14 protein-coding genes are annotated in these 17,112 nt (G+C 55.0%); 4 read left to right on the top strand and 10 right to left on the bottom strand.

The window, feature by feature from the left end; translation table 11 throughout:
• Window positions 1-14 precede the first annotated feature (14 nt).
• A complete protein-coding gene (locus tag JR346_RS02305; protein WP_205482894.1) occupies window positions 15-1,316 on the bottom strand; it encodes a helix-turn-helix transcriptional regulator in 1,302 nt (433 codons plus the stop codon).
• 249 nt (window positions 1,317-1,565) lie between these two features.
• The gene (locus tag JR346_RS02300) at window positions 1,566-2,759 is read right to left on the bottom strand and encodes an acetoin utilization protein AcuC (RefSeq protein ID WP_240333986.1); all 1,194 of its coding nucleotides are present in this window, start codon (window positions 2,757-2,759) and stop codon (window positions 1,566-1,568) included.
• A gap of 143 nt (window positions 2,760-2,902) precedes the next feature.
• Between JR346_RS02300 and JR346_RS02295 the strand changes: the two genes are divergently transcribed.
• Together JR346_RS02295 and JR346_RS02290 are read left to right on the top strand one after the other, a co-directional pair.
• Window positions 2,903-4,297: a TrkH family potassium uptake protein gene (locus JR346_RS02295; protein WP_205482886.1), complete on the top strand. Its 1,395-nt coding sequence runs from the start codon at window positions 2,903-2,905 to the stop codon at window positions 4,295-4,297.
• The gene (locus JR346_RS02290) at window positions 4,290-4,961 is read left to right on the top strand and encodes a TrkA family potassium uptake protein (RefSeq protein ID WP_204877934.1); all 672 of its coding nucleotides are present in this window, start codon (window positions 4,290-4,292) and stop codon (window positions 4,959-4,961) included. Before JR346_RS02295 ends, JR346_RS02290 begins: the two co-directional genes overlap by 8 nt.
• 82 nt (window positions 4,962-5,043) lie before the next feature.
• On the opposite strand, the gene proC is transcribed toward JR346_RS02290, so the two are convergent.
• The 5 genes from proC to JR346_RS02265 form a co-directional block, all read right to left on the bottom strand.
• Window positions 5,044-5,877: a pyrroline-5-carboxylate reductase gene (proC, locus tag JR346_RS02285; RefSeq protein WP_204877935.1), complete on the bottom strand. Its 834-nt coding sequence runs from the start codon at window positions 5,875-5,877 to the stop codon at window positions 5,044-5,046.
• Between the two features lie 42 nt (window positions 5,878-5,919).
• The gene (locus JR346_RS02280; RefSeq protein WP_204877936.1) at window positions 5,920-6,729 is read right to left on the bottom strand and encodes a sugar phosphate isomerase/epimerase; all 810 of its coding nucleotides are present in this window, start codon (window positions 6,727-6,729) and stop codon (window positions 5,920-5,922) included.
• Between the two features lie 115 nt (window positions 6,730-6,844).
• Window positions 6,845-9,634: a type I DNA topoisomerase gene (topA, locus tag JR346_RS02275; RefSeq protein ID WP_205482884.1), complete on the bottom strand. Its 2,790-nt coding sequence runs from the start codon at window positions 9,632-9,634 to the stop codon at window positions 6,845-6,847.
• A gap of 143 nt (window positions 9,635-9,777) precedes the next feature.
• The gene (locus JR346_RS02270) at window positions 9,778-10,221 is read right to left on the bottom strand and encodes a pyridoxamine 5'-phosphate oxidase family protein (protein ID WP_205482882.1); all 444 of its coding nucleotides are present in this window, start codon (window positions 10,219-10,221) and stop codon (window positions 9,778-9,780) included.
• 5 nt (window positions 10,222-10,226) lie between these two features.
• The gene (locus tag JR346_RS02265; RefSeq protein WP_205482880.1) at window positions 10,227-11,891 is read right to left on the bottom strand and encodes a methyltransferase; all 1,665 of its coding nucleotides are present in this window, start codon (window positions 11,889-11,891) and stop codon (window positions 10,227-10,229) included.
• 237 nt (window positions 11,892-12,128) lie between these two features.
• Between JR346_RS02265 and JR346_RS02260 the strand changes: the two genes are divergently transcribed.
• Window positions 12,129-12,269 carry a hypothetical protein gene (locus tag JR346_RS02260; RefSeq protein WP_205482878.1) on the top strand — a complete coding sequence of 47 codons (141 nt, stop codon included), beginning with the start codon at window positions 12,129-12,131 and terminating at the stop codon, window positions 12,267-12,269.
• 73 nt (window positions 12,270-12,342) lie between these two features.
• Here the strand turns inward: JR346_RS02260 and JR346_RS02255 are convergent, their stop codons facing one another.
• From JR346_RS02255 to JR346_RS02245, 3 genes are all read right to left on the bottom strand, one after another.
• Window positions 12,343-13,239, bottom strand: coding sequence for a rhodanese-related sulfurtransferase (locus JR346_RS02255; protein WP_204877941.1), 897 nt, complete (start codon window positions 13,237-13,239; stop codon window positions 12,343-12,345).
• A 202-nt stretch (window positions 13,240-13,441) separates the two neighbouring features.
• Entirely contained in the window at window positions 13,442-13,930 is a 489-nt protein-coding gene (locus tag JR346_RS02250) for a GyrI-like domain-containing protein (protein WP_205482876.1), read from the bottom strand.
• A gap of 124 nt (window positions 13,931-14,054) precedes the next feature.
• Window positions 14,055-14,510, bottom strand: a complete 456-nt coding sequence (locus tag JR346_RS02245; RefSeq protein ID WP_204877943.1) for a pyridoxamine 5'-phosphate oxidase family protein — start codon at window positions 14,508-14,510, stop codon at window positions 14,055-14,057.
• Window positions 14,511-14,647: 137 nt separating this feature from the next.
• Here JR346_RS02245 and JR346_RS02240 point away from each other — a divergent pair, with 137 nt between their 5' ends.
• Window positions 14,648-17,104 carry a DEAD/DEAH box helicase gene (locus JR346_RS02240; protein WP_205482867.1) on the top strand — a complete coding sequence of 819 codons (2,457 nt, stop codon included), beginning with the start codon at window positions 14,648-14,650 and terminating at the stop codon, window positions 17,102-17,104.
• Window positions 17,105-17,112 lie beyond the last annotated feature (8 nt).

The following is a 17,112-nucleotide window of genomic DNA, read 5'->3' as shown; positions in this document are numbered from 1 at the left end:
GAGTAGAAAATGATTTAGCGCGAACGGCGACGACGCAGACGACTGAAGGCGCTCAACAATCCCTTAGGTTCATCATCGGGCGTGATAACCTCGTAGTCGGGGACAAAATCATCAGGGGTCTCGGGGTTTTCTGTCGCTTCTGCCACCTGAGGTACTGATTCGACACCCCCGTCATCGCGCGAAACGACAGTGAGCGAATCATCTGCAGGAGCAATAGACTGACGCAGAGCACCTACATTGTAGAGATCAGCCTCGGCTTCAGAAGCCAATTCATCATCGAGTGAGCCATCGGAAGACTGACTAGCATCATGCCTCGCACTACCGGTCAGAGTAGAATCGTGCTGCACAGTTTTACCCCGGTACTGGTCATACTGGGGTGCGGTTGCCTTCGTCTCACCCTCCTGCGTTAGCTGACGCGGAGCAAGCGTTGCAGGAGCCTCCTCCGGGCTGGGCATGTCAGCTTGTTCCTCAACCCACTCACCACTATCGGCAGCCAGTGCATCATCAGCAGCTTTAACGGGAACAGGAGTAAAAGGTGTCAGCGGTGAGAAATAGACCGCGCCCTGAGATGGCTCGGTCTCCCCCGGTTCTACGCTCTTGCTTACAGGCTGATCAGTGGTTTCTATTTGTTCAGCGCTTGTGAGGGACTCCGCAATGTTCTCCGCAACCGATGAAATCACGTCCTCGTCCAGTTCGCCTACCTGCGGTACAGTTGCAGGATCAGTTGATGCTTCACCCTTTTCGACACTGATCTCTGGGTCAGGTGCCGACTCAACCTGCGTCTGCGCGAGCACAGCTTGGTTTTCTTCACCAGCAGTATCAGCACCCTCTCTACCCTGCTCTACCGTTGCGGCGTCCTGGTCTGCGCTCGCATCAGCGTCTTCAAACATCGGCTCGGTTTCTTCAACGGAGGTCTCCGCCTGCTCTTGGGGCTGAGGAGACTGCGTTTTCTCGTCTTCTGCCCCGGACCGAGCTTCAGAGGCTGCCAGCGATACCACGCCGGGTGCCACAGCATGAGTGGCTTCGGCACCCGCAAAAGAGCCGGGAGTGCGACCGGCGATTTTATTAAGAGTCTCGATCCACAGTGTCACCTTCGACAGCGGTTCGGGGGTTAAGGAATAAAGACGCTTTTGCCCCTGTGCGCGGGTAGTCACCAAACCTGCAGTACGCAACACTTTCAGGTGCTTAGAAACTGTAGGTTGGCTGACTCCGAGTTCTTCAACCAGTGTGCCGACGGGGGTTTCGCCGCTGGCTAGAACACGCAGAATTTGTCGTCGCGTGGGGTCAGCGATAACAGCAAATACGTCATCAATCATGCTCACAATCTTACATATATGCGCTCACGTATATAAATCAACACCACAGGATAAACCTAAATTAGAAAAACTTATGCACACTCTGCAACCGGTAGAGGCTTTCTCCCCATCTGCACAATACAACGGCAGACCTTATCAGCCTTGATAAGACCCCCATAATGTAAAGCTCACCAGTACATATAACGACTAATCAATATATGCCCATCTCGGTTATTGAGTAACAGGCCGGCAGCGCACTACCACAATTTTTTAGTCATACCAGGGGTCAAGGCCCCAGTGCGGGAACACCTCTTTACGGGTTGCCATAATGGTGCGATCCACCGGATCTGCCGGGTCGAAACCCAGCTCCCAGTTACTCCACCACAAATCGACCTCATCGCCCATCAACGCAGGCACCTGCGTCCCGTACTTAGCCAACATGTACTGTTGCCAGCGCCCAGGAACCGGAGTATCCACCGGCAACGGATTACCGGCAACCACCGCCATCAGATGCGTCCACGAACGGGGCACCACATCGTAAAGGTTATAGCCCCCACCGCCAGTTGCAATCCAACGGTCTTCGCACAGCTCATGAGCCAGCGCCGACACCATCATGGCAACCTGCCGTTGCGCGTCCACTGAAATTTTCAGGTGCGACATATCGTCACGAAAATGCGAATCGCACCCGTGCTGGCTAACAATGGTCTCAGGGCGGAACTCCCGAACCAGCGGCTCCACCGCGGCATTGAAGGTTCTCAGCCAACCCGAGTCACCGGCATCTGCAGGCAGGGCAACATTCACGCTGGTACCCGATGCTAGACCGTCAGGGCCCACCTCATTAGCAAAACCGGTGCCGGGAAACAGGGTCATTCCTGTCTCATGCATCGACACGGTCATCACCCGAGGATCATCCCAAAAAATACTCTGGGTACCATCACCGTGGTGAGCATCCACATCAATGTAGGCAACACGTTTGACGCCCTGCTCTAACAGGCGGGCAATAGCAACCGCGCAATCGTTATACACGCAAAAACCACTCGCTTTATCCCGTGAGGCATGGTGCATACCGCCACCAAAGTTCACGATGTGAAGCTTTCCCGCAAGAATCAGATCAGCAGCCCGGTAGCTGCCCCCAGCAAGACGAGCGGACGCGTCATGAATGCCCTCGTATGCCGGAGTGTCTTCCGTGCCCAGGCCGCATTCGGGCAAGTGCAAGGTGGGGTCTTCACTGACCCTTTTCACCGCGTCAATAAAAGACGGCGAATGCGCCAGTTCTAGCTGCCGATCGCTAGCAACCTCAGGAATTTCGATATCCACCTGAGGCAAATCGAAGATGCCAAGATCACGAGCAAGACGCGCCGTAGCGTCCAAACGCGAGGGGTTCATGGGGTGGTAGTCGCCAAAGTAGTAGGCTGTCATCGCAGCATCCCACATCACCGTAGTGGGAACAGGGGTCAGGCTCATAGCACCCCACCTTCTAAAGTAATTACCGTCACAACCTAATTAGACCACGTTAAAGCATTTCTACCCAGTAAATCGCACTAATATGACTTGACGGGCTGCAATACAAAAACGTACCCCTTACATATTTTCGTGAAGGAGGTGCAATGGGCATCAAGAACCTTGCGACCAGCTCTGCCCCTACCCTGCCCGATAAAATTCGCACCCTCATTGATAGAACGGTAGGGTCTTCCCCCTCCCGCGTTGCAATCTCAGCCTTCCTGCTGGTCATCATTTTCTTCTCCCTTATGCTCTACACCCCCCTCGCTTCCCGCAACGGGCAGTCTATAGAGTTTCACCACGCGGTCTTTACCGCCACCAGCGCCGTCACCGTCACCGGTCTCACGACCGTACCAACCGGCGTACAATGGTCTTTCTTCGGGCAGCTCATGATTCTGCTCGCCTTCCAAGTGGGTGGTCTCGGAACCCTCACAATGACCTCCCTGCTAGCGATAGCAGTGGGTCGCAAAATGGGTCTGCGTTCAAAAATGATTGCCCAAGAGGCAATGAACATCGGACGCCTGGGAGAAGTTGGCTCCATTCTGCGCACCGTAGCGGTCACCTCCATTTCACTAGAAGCCACTATCGCCGTTATCCTCACCCCGCGTTTTTGGTTACTGGGCGAGAGCTTCTGGGAGGGAGTGTGGCACGGAATCTTCTACGCAGTCTCAGCCTTCAATAACGCCGGCTTTACCCCGCACACCGACGGCATTGTGCCCTACGGCCACGACCTGTGGATTCTGCTCCCCCTCTGTTTAGGCGTGTTTGTGGGCGCGCTGGGCTTTCCCGTTATTCTGACCCTCCAGCGCAATCTCTGGCATTTCAAGCTCTGGAACCTCACCACCAAACTCACTCTGATTGGTACAACATCCCTACTCTTTGTGGGCATGTTCGCCTGGGGTTTTTTTGAGTGGAATAACCCCGCCACCATTGGAGCCGAAAATATCGGGGACAAAACTCTGCACGCCTTCTTCGCCTCAATGATGACCCGCTCTGGCGGTTTCAATCTGGTAGATATGTCGCAGATAAACCCCATTACCCTGCTACTGACCGACGTACTCATGTTCATCGGCGGCGGTAGCGCATCCACCGCAGGCGGCGTCAAAATCACCACCTTCTGCGTGGTACTTCTAGCAATCCTCGCCGAAGCACGCGGCGACCAGCACGTTATCGCCTTTACCCGCACCATCCCCGATTCGGTACTTCGCATCGCCATCTCAGTCATCTCGATGAGTACACTTTTCATCTTCTTAGGGTGCGCGGCTCTGGTCTATATCACCGATGAGTCCTTTGACAGGGTACTGTTTGAAGTAATCTCCGCCTACGCAACCTGCGGACTCTCAGTAGGACTCTCCGCCGAACTACCACCTGCCGGAACCTACATCCTCGCCCTGCTCATGTTCGTTGGACGCATCGGCACCAACACCGTTGCCACCGGTCTCGCCCTGCGTTCACGCCGCCGACTCTACAAGTACCCCGAAGAAAGGCCCATCATTGGCTGATACTCGCATCGACCACAACGCCCCCGTACTTGTCATTGGTTTAGGACGCTTTGGCACCGCCACCGCCGCCCAGCTACGCGCCCAGAATAAAGAAGTGCTCGCCATTGAAAAAGATCCCGTGCTCGTGCAGAAGTGGGCGGGTTTGCTCACTCACGTTGTCGAGGCGGACGCCACCGACATTGATGCGCTGCGTCAGTTGGGTGCCGCTGACTTCACCTCAGCGGTGGTGGGTGTGGGCACCTCAGTAGAGGCGTCAGTGCTGATCACAGCCAATCTGGTGGATCTGGGTATCGAACGTATCTGGGCAAAAGCTATTACACCTTCACACGGTAAGATTCTTTCGCGCATTGGCGCCCACCACGTTATATTCCCCGAGGCAGATGCGGGCAAACGCGCCGCGCACCTGGTCTCCGGACGCCTGCTGGATTACATCGAATTCGACGACGATTTTGCCATCGTCAAAATGCATCCGCCCAAAGAAACTCAGGGGTTCACCCTTGCCGAGTCGAACGTCCGCTCAAAGTACGGTGTTTCAGTGGTGGGTGTGAAGTCCCCCGGTGAAGACTTCACCTACGCTACCCCCGATACTAAGGTGACCTCCCGCGACCTGCTCATCGTCTCGGGTCAAGTCGATTTGATCGAGCGATTCGCAATGAGACCCTAGCCCACCTCTTCTTTAACGCCGAAATCCTGTTTTCTTGTCGAGATCCTGTTATATAACAGGATCTCAGGGGTATTGGGTGGTGTTACTTGCTGAACTCTTCGGTCATCTGTGCCGAACGGGTAGCACAGGCATTCATCGCTGTTTCGGTCAGCTCAAATTGACCCCCGTTGATGAAGGCTGAAACGGCGCGTTCTGTGGTGCCGTTGGGGCTCATCACCGCCTTACGCAGTGACTCTGCATCGGGGTTTTTCTCGAGCATGGCACCGGCACCAGAGACGGTGGCGGCGGCAAGTTCCTGAGCGGTTTTTTCATCAAGACCCAGCTTCACACCGGCAGCAGTCATGGTTTCAGCCAGCAGGTAGGCATATGCCGGGCCAGAACCCGAGACAGCCACTACCGCATCCATCTGATCTTCTGCAACGTCGATAACACGGCCCACGCTGCTGAGAATCTCAGCCGCCAGTTCGCCTTGGGCATCGGTCACCGTTGCACCGTACGATACAGCCAGCACGCCCTGCCCCACCTGTGAGGGAGTATTGGGCATACAGCGAACCGCCGGCTGACCGGTGGGAAGGGCGCGCTCCATAGCATCTAGATTAATGCCGGCAGCCACAGAAATTACCACGGCATCCGCTGACAGATGCGGCGAGATTTCCTGGGCAAGCTCTACAATGCCGTAGGGCTTGACGCCCAAGAGCACCACGTCCGCGCCCTCAACCGCCCGGGCGTTGGCGTCCTCGACGCTCTCACCCGCCAGCACGGTAATGCCATCAAGTTCAGTGGCAAGGGCGGACGCGCTTTCTTGCGAGCGAGTGGTGGCACGCACCTGCGCGGGGTCAAAACCGCTGGCGAGCAATCCGCGCAGAATCGCGCCGTTCATAGAGCCAGTGCCGCAAAAAGCTACGGTAGGTGACATAGTGATAATTCCTTTCAAGTTCAGCTCTTGTATTCCGCTTCTTTACGGTTGGGAGTTACCGAGGTGTCGGTGGGCGAATTCTAGGGTTTCGGTGAGGATTGCATAGCAACGATCGAGGTTAGCGGTTTTTCCGGTGGAGACTTCTGCAACTACCGTGCCGTCCCAGTTGGTATCGCGTAAGTAGTTAAGGGTTTCAGCCACCTTCTGGTTACCGTGCCCCGGTACTAGGTGTTCATCCATGAGTTTGTCGCCCGAGCCGTCCGTGAGGTGAACATGCCCCAAGCGTGAACCCATTTTTTTGACCATCTCAAGCGAATCTGCCCCCGAAGCCGCCGCGTGCGAGAAATCCCAGGTCATCCACTGATAATCAAAACGGGTCGGATCCCAGTGCGGGGCATACATCTCTATAGATTTACCCTTGAACGACCAGGGGTACATGTTCTCTACCGCGATCTTCACGCCCTCTTGCTCAGAGACTACCCGCACGCCCTCTACAAAATTCTTAGCGTAGGTTTTTTGCCATCTGAAAGGTGGATGGGCAACAATGACATCCGCTCCCACGGCGCGCGTCATCCTAGCTGCCATCTGCATTTTGTTCCAGGCACGTCCCCACACCTGCTGGGTCAGTAACAGGGTGGGTGCGTGAATAGCTGAGATAGGTTTCTGGTGCTTCTGCACAAGATCCAACAGATCCTGAGGCTCCTGGCTCAGGGCATTGCCGGTAATCATAACCTCAACACTGTCGTACCCTAAATCAACGGCTGCCTGAAAGGTTTCAGGCACGCCCAGCGGGAACAGGCAGGAGGTCGAAAGCCCCACAGGAATTTTGTTCTGTACAGCGTCCTTACTCATCACGTATTCCACCTATCTTCAGTCATCGCTCAATCCCCACGTTTGCCCGCTACACTCGACGCCTGAGCACTGGGCACTGGGCACTGGGCAAAACGCTAGAGATTACCCGTGAAAGCTACGAGGTCTTCTTAGCTGCTGGCTTTTTAGCGGCAGGTTTCTTTGCCGTAGTCTTCTTTGCCGCGGTCTTGCGTTTCACCGGCCCTTTAGCGCGCTTTTCAGCGAGCAGTTCCACAGCGCGTTCGTGAGTCAGCGACTCAATGGTTTCACTGCGGGGAACAGTAATATTAGTAGCCCCGTCCGTAATGTAGGGACCAAAACGACCGTCCTTGACCACAATCTTCTTCTCAGAAACCGGATCAACACCAAGCTCAGCCAGAGGTGGCTTGGCGGTTCCGCGTCCGCGCTGCTTGGGCTGGGAGTAGATCTCCAGTGCCTGTTCAAGAGTCAGCGAGAAAATCTGGTCTTCGCTCTCCAGCGAGCGCGAATCAGTGCCCTTCTTGAGGTAAGGGCCGAAGCGGCCGTTCTGCGCGGTAATTTCGGTGCCTTCGGTGTCCATACCCAGTACACGCGGTAAGGTCATGAGTTTCAGAGCGTCTTCGAGGCTCACTGTTGCCAAGTCCATTGACTTGAAGAGTGATGCGGTGCGCGGTTTTACTGCCTTGGGCTTCTTCTTTGGCTTGGCGCGACCGTTCTTGTAGTACTCGGTGGGCTGGGCATCCATCCATACCTGGATTTCTTCCTCACTCATTTCGGGAATAATTTCGGTGACGTAGGGGCCAAAGCGACCGTCACGTGCCACAATGGTGCGGCCGGTTTCGGGGTCGATACCCAGCTCGCGACCGTCAGATTTACCCTTTTCGATCAATTCGGTAGCAGTCTCAGCGGTCAGCTCATCGGGTGCCATATCAGCAGGAACATTCGCGCGAACGGGGTCGGTGATTTCACCGGTTTCTGTATCGATTCCCCCGCCGGTTTCAAGGTAGGGGCCGAATTTTCCGACGCGCAGGTTAATGCCGTCTGCGATTTCGATGGAGTTAATAGCGCGCGCGTTGATATCGCCCAGGTTATCAACGATGGGCTTCAGACCGCGCTTCTCACCGCCACCGAAGTAGAAGTCGTTAAGCCATACGGTACGTGCTTCTTCGCCGCGGGCAATACGGTCGAGGTCTTCTTCCATCTCTGCGGTGAACTCGTAATCCACGTACTTTGAGAAGTGCTCTTCAAGCAGACGCACCACTGAGAAGGCAGTCCACGAGGGCACTAGGGCACCGCCGCGGACGCTGACGTAACCGCGGTCCATGATGGTTGAGATCGTTGCTGCGTAGGTGGAGGGGCGACCGATGCCCAGCTCATCCAGCACCTTCACCAGGGACGCTTCGGTGTAGCGCGGGGGCGGGCTGGTCTGATGAGAGGCAGCTTCAATGTCGCTACCGGTGAGCACGTCGCCCTCGTTCATCTGAGGCAGGCGTTTCTCTTCGTTCTTTGCGTCCTTCTTCACCGCGTCCTCGCCACGTGAGGCGTCCTTGCCCTCTTCGTAGGCAGCCAAGAAACCGCGGAAGGTGATTACGGTACCCGATGCGCTAAACTCGGCATCGCGTCCATCAGTTGCAGCACCGCCCACCTTAGTGGAGGCGGTTGAGCCCTTAGCGTCAGCCATCTGGGAGGCAACGGTGCGCTTCCAAATCAGCTCGTAGAGGCGGAACTCATCGGCGGTCAGAGTAGATTTGACCTGGGCGGGGGTACGGAAGGAGTCGCCTGCGGGGCGGATTGCCTCGTGCGCCTCCTGCGCGTTCTTCGACTTTGACGCATACACGCGAGGCTTATCGGGCACATACTCAGCACCGTAAAGCTCATTCGCCTGGGTACGCGCAGCGTTCACCGCCTGATTTGACAGTGCCACCGAGTCGGTACGCATGTAGGTGATGTAACCGTTTTCATACAGATGCTGGGCAACTTGCATAGTGGAGCGCGATGAGAAACGCAGCTTACGCGCTGCCTCCTGCTGCAAGGTTGAGGTTGTAAAGGGCGCAGCCGGACGGCGGGTGTAAGGCTTAGTTTCCACCGAACGCACGGTGAAGGATGCGCCCTCAAGACCGCTTGCCAAAGAGGTAGCGGCAGCTTCATCCAGGTGGGCGACCTTACCGTTTGAGGCAGCTTTGAGAGTGCCATCATCATCAAAATCTTTACCTGATGCAACACGCGCACCATCAACGGCTGACAGTTTAGCGCTGAAAGATTCGCCGCTATTCGCTGCAAAGATTCCTGATAGATCCCAGTAGTTAGCGGAACGGAACGCCATGCGCTCACGCTCTCGCTCAACGACCAGGCGGGTAGCAACGGACTGCACACGTCCGGCTGACAAACCGCGAGATACCTTGCGCCAGAGCACCGGAGAAATCTCGTAGCCGTAGAGGCGGTCAAGTACACGGCGGGTCTCCTGCGCATCGACCATGTGACTGTCAATCTCGCGGAGCTCACCAAAGGCACGCTCAATAGCTTCCTTAGTGATTTCAGGGAAAGTCAGACGGTAGACGGGTACCTTCGGTTTAAGTACCTCCAGCAGGTGCCAGGCAATAGCCTCACCCTCCCTATCGCCATCGGTTGCCAGGTAGAGCGCGTCCGCCTCTTTGAGTTTACGCTTGAGTTCGGCGACCTTTTTCTTCTTATCGGTGTTCACCACGTAGTAGGGGGTGAACTGGTTTTCAAGGTCAACCGCGAACTTACCCACCGGAGACTTCTTCAGTTCTTCGGGCAGTTCTGAGGGCTGAGGGAGGTCACGGATATGCCCCATAGAAGATTCAACCTCATAGGCATCACCGAGATAACCGCTAATGGTTTTCACCTTTGACGGGGATTCCACAATCAAGAGGGATTTACCATGGGTGGTCTTAGCCTTTGCTGGCACGCTGCTCCTTGAAAAGTACGTCGATAGTAGAGTGGTTTGACTATATGCCTCAACAATAGCGCACCGATTGCCGTGAGTATTGACCAGTACGGTTTGCGCGCTACCTCAATGTTGATTTTTGCTCGCTGGGTTCTTGCCCGTTGTTAGTGGGCGGACGCGTCCGGGGCACCTTCTAGACGGCGGTAGGGCGCCATGAACATGTGGGTGCCGTTCATATCCGTCGGCTCAATTTCTACCCAATGGGATTCGCTGGTGGGCGCTAGGAGATCCAGGTGGAGAGCATCCGCACGCAGGGTCTCGCTGCCCTCGCTGAGCCAGTGGGCATAGCCAGCCAGGGTTACCCACCGTTTAGAGGTCTCCGCCGTCTCATCAACTTCAAAGGAGACGTTGCGGGTCACCATCACCGATGAGAACTTCTCGCCATCGGTGGTACGAAAGTAGATTTTACGGTGGGCTACAGCGTAGGACACCGGGTAGATGTCAATGACAGTGCCGTTAACAACTGCCACTCTGCCCACCCGATGGTTGCCCAGCAGCTGCCAGCATTCGTCCTCGGTGAGCGGGTGCAGTGAGTCGTGTTCGGTCATGGGCATTAGTCTATGCTCGTTTCACAGACGATGAGGAATCCATCGCGCACGAGCTCTCTCACATGACCCATGAGCTGACGCTGAGGACTCTCGGGGCTAGTTGCTTCTGACCACTCAAGAATACTTACCAGCGCATTAACAATCTGCCCCACCGCAAGCTCACCGTCACAAGCACCCACAAAACCGCTGGTTTCGCTGGTCTCAACGACTGTACGACGCAAACCCGCCCCCTGCCGCAAGATAATGACGCTAGGATGCTCCGCCCCAGGGGTGCTGTGACGCTCCTCGGTGACATCGTCAGCGACCACCAAATGCAAGCCCGCTAAATCTTCCTCTGTGCAGGCAGCTAGCTGGTCGTGACGTGCTACTGATTCGGTCAGCCAGCCTGCCACAGGTTGCTGAATCGGGTAGGTGATTTCCTCAAAACGCCGCACCAAAATATTCTGCTGCGGGTTCTGTTCTTGCGCCCTCAGACTGCTAGCTACGGGTCGGCGCAACCACACCATACCAAACCCAATCGCCTCTACCCCGCGGGCAGAAAAATCCTTGAGATAGTTCACATAGGAACTCTCGAAAAGCTGCCGGTCGCTATTCTCACTGGCATCTTTCAGCCAGGTCTCGGCGTACTGCTCAGGAGTCAGTACTTCACGCTGAATAAACCACGCCTCAGTCTCATCACCAACCCACTGCTGCAACCGGGCAGACCAGCCCTCTGAACCCGCGTCCACGGGAATTTCCCAGTTACCCAGCATCTGCGCGCGTCCGCCCTCTGTCAACACTGTGGGTAGAGTTTTGACCAGGGTAGAGACAATACCGTCGCCCGCCAGACCACCATCGCGGTAGGTGTACTGATCTTCGGGGCTTTCAAAAGAAGTGCGGGGAGTAATAACAAACGGCGGGTTCGATACCACCAGATCAAAGGTCTCACCAGTAACAGGCTCCAGCAAAGACCCCAGCCGCAAACTCACCCGCTCTTCAAGGTGCTGCGGATCAATGCCCAGCACCTGCGCGTTCAACAACAGGTTAAAACGGGTAAACGCCAGGGCACGCTGCGAAATGTCAGTTGCCGTCACATGACGGGTGTGACCCAACAAATAGAAAGTCTGAATACCGCACCCGGTACCCAGATCAAGGGCACGGTCAACGGGCGTACGCTCCGTAATCTGCGCTAAGGTCAGCGACGCATGGCCAATACCCAGTACATGATCCTTACGCAAGACGCCAGGACGCTGGTGGGCACCCAAATCAGCTGCCACCCACAGCTCGGTACCGTCATCAGATGAATGCGGACGCAAATCAACGCGTGCCAGCACCTGCTTATCCAGGCGTTCGGCAAGCCCCAAATTTATAAGCCCCTGCACACCAATCTCAGGCAGTGCAGCCTCAAGAGCATCCTCCTCAACACTCTGCCCCAGCAAAAAGAAAGCCACCACGGTCGAGAGATTCTTCTCAGCATCAGTGCTAGTATCAGCCGCTTGAACCTGCTGTAGGCGGTGTACACCGGGCACCACCATATCGCGTGCCATCGCGTCGAAAGCACGCGCACCCAGCAAATCCGCCACGTTCTCATAGGTGTAGGCAACACTCGTCAAAGAACGGTGCAGAGCCTCAAGAACCGCACAATCGTCGCTAACAGGTGCATCATTCACACGGGAAAAATCAGGATTCATCACCCGCCTTATTCTACAGATACACAGGCAAAGGGCATCCACTGCCGTATATTCCAAGCGTCGCAGCCGGTGGCGGGGACGCATCCGCCCCCAGCCTGGTGCGCTTATACCTGCTTGGGCAAAACACCACCAGAAAAACCCACACACCTCAAGCGCAGAGCCACACTTCACGACTCACACCAAATTATTTTTAGTATTTGCAACCATAAACACCCACAAATATGTAAAATTTGTGACATGGCTAATTCAGAAAAAATAGAAGAAATCAAGCAATCAATAGCTGACTGGGAATCAAAGCACGATTCTGGGATGAACCCGGCAATTGTCGAAGAAATTCTCACCAAGCTCAACGCCGAACTTCAAGAACTCCAAGGCTAAACGCCCTATAAAACATACAAAGCCCCGCTGAATATTTCTATCAGCGGGGCTTTACCTCATCTTTACCTACTACTTACGAGGCAACAGCTACTGCACAACCTTGTGGGCAAATGCGCTTGGCATCATCAGTGGCGCAATCAGGGCACAGCAGAATCAGCTCACGGCAGTTTTCATTAGAGCAGTTCTCAAACTTATTAGAAGGTGCCTGGCAACGCTCACACTGACCGATGGTGACGGTGTCAGGGGTGAACTCCATGTGCATACGCTTATCAAAAACGTACAGGGAGCCCTCCCACAGTTCTTTATCGCCGTACTTTTCGCCGTAACGAACAATGCCGCCATCAATCTGATAAATCTCTTTAAAGCCGCGGTTCTTCATAAGTGCCGAAAGAATCTCACAGCGGATTCCACCGGTGCAGTAGGTAACGACAGGCTTGTCTTTAAGGTCATCATACTTACCCGACTCAATTTCTTTAATGAAGTCGTGAGTAGTACGCACATCGGGAACAATAGCGTTCTTGAACTTACCGATTTTCGCCTCGAAAGCGTTGCGACCGTCGAAGAAGACAACCTCATCACCGCGCTCTTCAACGAGCTGGTTAACTTCTTCAGGCTTCAGATGGACGCCACCACCCACTACGCCGTTCTCATCGACCACAAGCTCATCGGGCGCGCCGAAAGCAACGATCTCATCGCGAGCCTTAACAGAAAGACGCGGGAAGTCCTCAGCACAACCTTCAGACCACTTGAACTCCATCCCCTTAAAACCGGGGTACTGGCGGGTTTCTTTGGTGTACTGCTTGACGGCGTCAATCTCGCCGCCGACAGTACCGTTGATGCCGTGCTTAGAGATAATGATGCGCCCGCGCAAACCCAGCTTCTCGCACAAAGCGCGTTGCCACAGCATAACTGCTGTGGGGTCTGAGATGGGGGCAAACTGGTAATACAAAACAATTCGATTTAGAGCCACAACCACTATTCTAGTCGGTTTCTGGTATATCGAATGCGATGTTAAGTGATATGTGGCAGGCAGTTGGCTCGTGCGTCCGTCGCATTTGGCTCTCCCCTGACCCGGTGACCGCCCTCTGCCCAGGTGAGCAAGTTTAACACGGTCACCCGAGCAGAGTACGGTCACAGGTGAGCAGAACGTGGGCACCGGGGTAGGACGCGAGCTAGAGACCCACGAGCTCTTCCACTGTTTTTTCTGAGACAACACCCACCCAGGCATACATGCGGTAGTCCTGCGCCGTCACATCACCAGGCCCGTAAACTTCAATTGCCACACCGGTAGGTTGCAGAGGTTGGGAAGGAATGTACTGGGTCATCAAATACTCAAACCCGCCCTTGATGACCTCTGCGGCGGGTCCCACCAAGTGCGCGGTTGCGTACATGGACGCAGGAACAATTACCCCGGTGAGCCCCAGCGCCGCAACAGCGGGAATGTTCGGCACCATAAAACCTGCAGTGTAATGAAAACCTCCCGGATCCTCGGTGGGCATACAGAGACCCACTTTCTGCAGTTTTTGGGTCGCTGTCAACTGCTCAGGGGTTAGCTGCTCATTCAACGCGTCCCACACACCGGTAAAGTCACTGTCTGCATCAGCTTCTATCGTCAGACCGGCTACCAGAAAGTCTTTGTACTCGATTAAAGTGGCGTCCATCAGTTCATCTTTCATGCAAGGGCTACCCAAAAATAACCAGTCTAACCGCTGCACCACATATTCACTGTACCCACGGTTAAAGGGTAGGTGGCGCCACCCTCGGGTAACGCCACAGCCTTAAAAACTACTTACCTAAAAGGAACTTGCGTCCCACTACCTGATCAGGGGTGATTTCTACAAACTCTAGTTTGGCGGTGTTAATCCACGGCACAATATTGAGTGACTCCGCGCGAGCGATTTCTTCGCTGTCAGTAAGCAGCCGCGCCGTACCAAAAATATTCACCGAATATGCCTCACCGCCACCGATACGATCAAACTGCAAGGTCACTCGGTCATTCAAAATCAGCTGCGTTAGTTTAGAACCCGGTGCGGTTCGAAAATAAATCTTTTGGTCAGCAATCGCCACATTGACCGGCGTAATGTGAATCCTTCCCTCATCGCTGGTACCGATGCGCGCAAAACGCAGGTGCTCAGCGAGCTCCCAAATTTCGCTCTCGGTCAGCGGCTGAGCAGGTTCGCGTCGTTTGGTTTTCTCAAAGTCTTCGGCTCGTTCGCCCTGAATGTTTATCGGAATACTCATATACCCATTGTGCCCCAGCACACAGGTTTTATAAACCATTCCCCAAGGATACAAGCCTATCTTTCATTGTCTGGATGCTGATGACAAAGGAAACCTGCAAGCTTTAAGGCGCAGGGGTGGTAGTGCACAATAGAGCTATGACTTTTTCAGGTGTGCCAGTGACAGACCCTACCCTTGCTGATTTTTTGCAGCGGCTCGGGTTCCACGAGGCACCTCCTGAAATCACCCATGTTCACAAGATTCCTGCCCGCGATGCTGTGACCGTGCCGTGGCCCGAATGGGTTCACCCGCAGGTGGTTGATACTTTTCAGGGCTTAGGTATTGATAAGCCCTACGCCCACCAGGTACACGCGGCGAATCTCGTACAAGCGTCCTCACACAACGCCGCAAACCAGCAGCATCTGATTATTGCTACCGGAACTGCCTCGGGTAAATCCCTTGCCTACCAGATACCAGTGCTGGACGCGATCCACCGCGGGGAGCTAGACCCAGGGATTGGCTTTGACCGCCATGAAGCAACGGTGCTGTACTTCTCGCCCACCAAAGCTCTGGCAGCGGATCAGCTGGCGTCGATAAGGGCGCTGGGGCTGAACACCGTACGTGCTGAAACCTACGACGGTGACACCGATGCAGCAACGCGCCGATGGATTCGTGAGCACGCCAATTTGATTCTGTGCAACCCCGATATGCTGCACTTTGGCATTCTGCCCAACCACCAGCGCTGGGGTTCTTTCTTACGCAAACTACGCTACGTAGTTATTGACGAGGCGCACACCTATCGCGGAGTCTTTGGCGCAAACGTTGCGCTTTTGGTACGGCGTTTGCGGCGAGTGTGCGCACTCTACGGCTCTTTTCCTGTTTTCATTGGTGCTTCGGCAACCTCGGCGAACCCGCAAGATTCTTTCTCCACCCTTATTGGGGTTGAACAAACCGCTGTACACGCCATTACTAGAGACACCGCCCCACACGGGGAATCCTACGTCGTGCTGTGGGAACCACCGTTCAAACACACGGCAGTTACTGACAAGCTAACGGCGTCTTCCTCATCAGGCTCTGAGGGAAGCGGTGAGAACGGCGCTCCTGTGCGTGTGAGTGTCATTGAGCAGGCATCTGCCATGCTTACTGACTTGGCGGTTGACCGTACCCGCACTATTGCTTTCGTGAAATCCCGGCGTGCCGCCGAAGCTATTGCGCAACGCACCGGCTCTTATCTTGATGAGGTAGAGGTGGGTCTATCTCATCGAGTGCAGGCTTACCGTTCTGGCTACCTTCCTGAAGAGAGGAGAGCACTTGAAGCCGGTATGCGCAGTGGTGAGTTACTTGCCGTTGCCAGCACCAATGCTTTAGAACTCGGTATTGATATTGCCGGTTTTGACGCGGTGTTGGTGGGTGGCTGGCCTGGTACGCGTGCCTCATTTTTTCAGCAAATTGGACGCGCCGGTAGGGCAGGGCAGCAGTCTTTGGCGGTATTTATTGCCAGTGAGGATCCTCTCGATACATATTTGGTGCATCACCCCGACGCTATTTTTAGTAACGGAGTGGAGGCAACTGTCTTTGACCCGACGAATCCATATATTCTTTCGCCTCATCTGTGTGCTGCGGCGGCTGAGCGCCCGTTGCGCCGGGATGAGCTGGAACTTTTTGGTGAGAGCGTGTTGGGCTTGTTGGAGAGGTTGGTGGCGCGCGGGTATCTGCGGGAGCGCGCTTCGGGATGGTTTTGGGCCCGCCCCGAAAGCGCTGCTGACTTTGTTGATTTGCGCGGGGGCGGCGGTGCTCCCTTGCAGATTATCGAGGTTGAGACGGGGGCTGTGGTGGGTACCATGGGAGTTGCTCAGTCTCACGCCCAAGCCCACCCAGGGGCTATTTATACTCACCAGGGCGTGACCTTCTTAGTAGAGGATCTCGATGAAGAGAACAGCCTTATTGCAGTGACTCGTGCCCACCCCGATTTTTATACGCAGGCACGCGATATTACTGAGGTGACGGTGCTTGTTGATGACGAGACGGACGATTACGGGCAGGTAGCCTTGCATTACGGTAAAGTGCGGGTGCGTAACCAGGTGGTCTCTTATCAGCGCAAGTCACTGGTGGGTCAGGAGGTTTTGGGCGAGGAACCGCTTGACCTTGCCCCGCAGAACCTGATGACCAGTGCCATGTGGATTACTCTGGACCCAACAGTGATGACAGCGGTGGGTGTTGAAAAGAAAGATTTTCCGGGTGCCCTTCATGCTGCTGAGCACGCCATGATTGGTTTGCTGCCGCTGATTGCCACCTGCGACCGGTGGGATATCGGCGGTCTTTCTACTGCCTTACACCTTGATACTGAGATGCCCACTATTTTCGTGTATGACGGGTATCAGGGTGGTTCTGGTTGCGCGGAACGAGGGTTCTTAGCGGCTCGGTTGTGGATGCAAGCAACCTTGGACGCCATTGGAGCATGTGAGTGCGAGACAGGCTGCCCTTCCTGCGTCCAATCCCCCAAATGCGGTAACCGTAATGAGCCTCTTGATAAGAACGCAGCGGCTAAAGTTTTGCGGGCTTTGCTAGAACACACTCGGTCGTCCTATGAGGATGCCCCAGCAGGGGCAAACTAGCACCGTGT

Origin of the sequence: Rothia sp. ZJ932, assembly GCF_016924835.1 — a bacterium.
Taxonomy (GTDB): domain Bacteria; phylum Actinomycetota; class Actinomycetes; order Actinomycetales; family Micrococcaceae; genus Rothia.
This window is presented reverse-complemented; position numbering and strand designations above follow the sequence as displayed.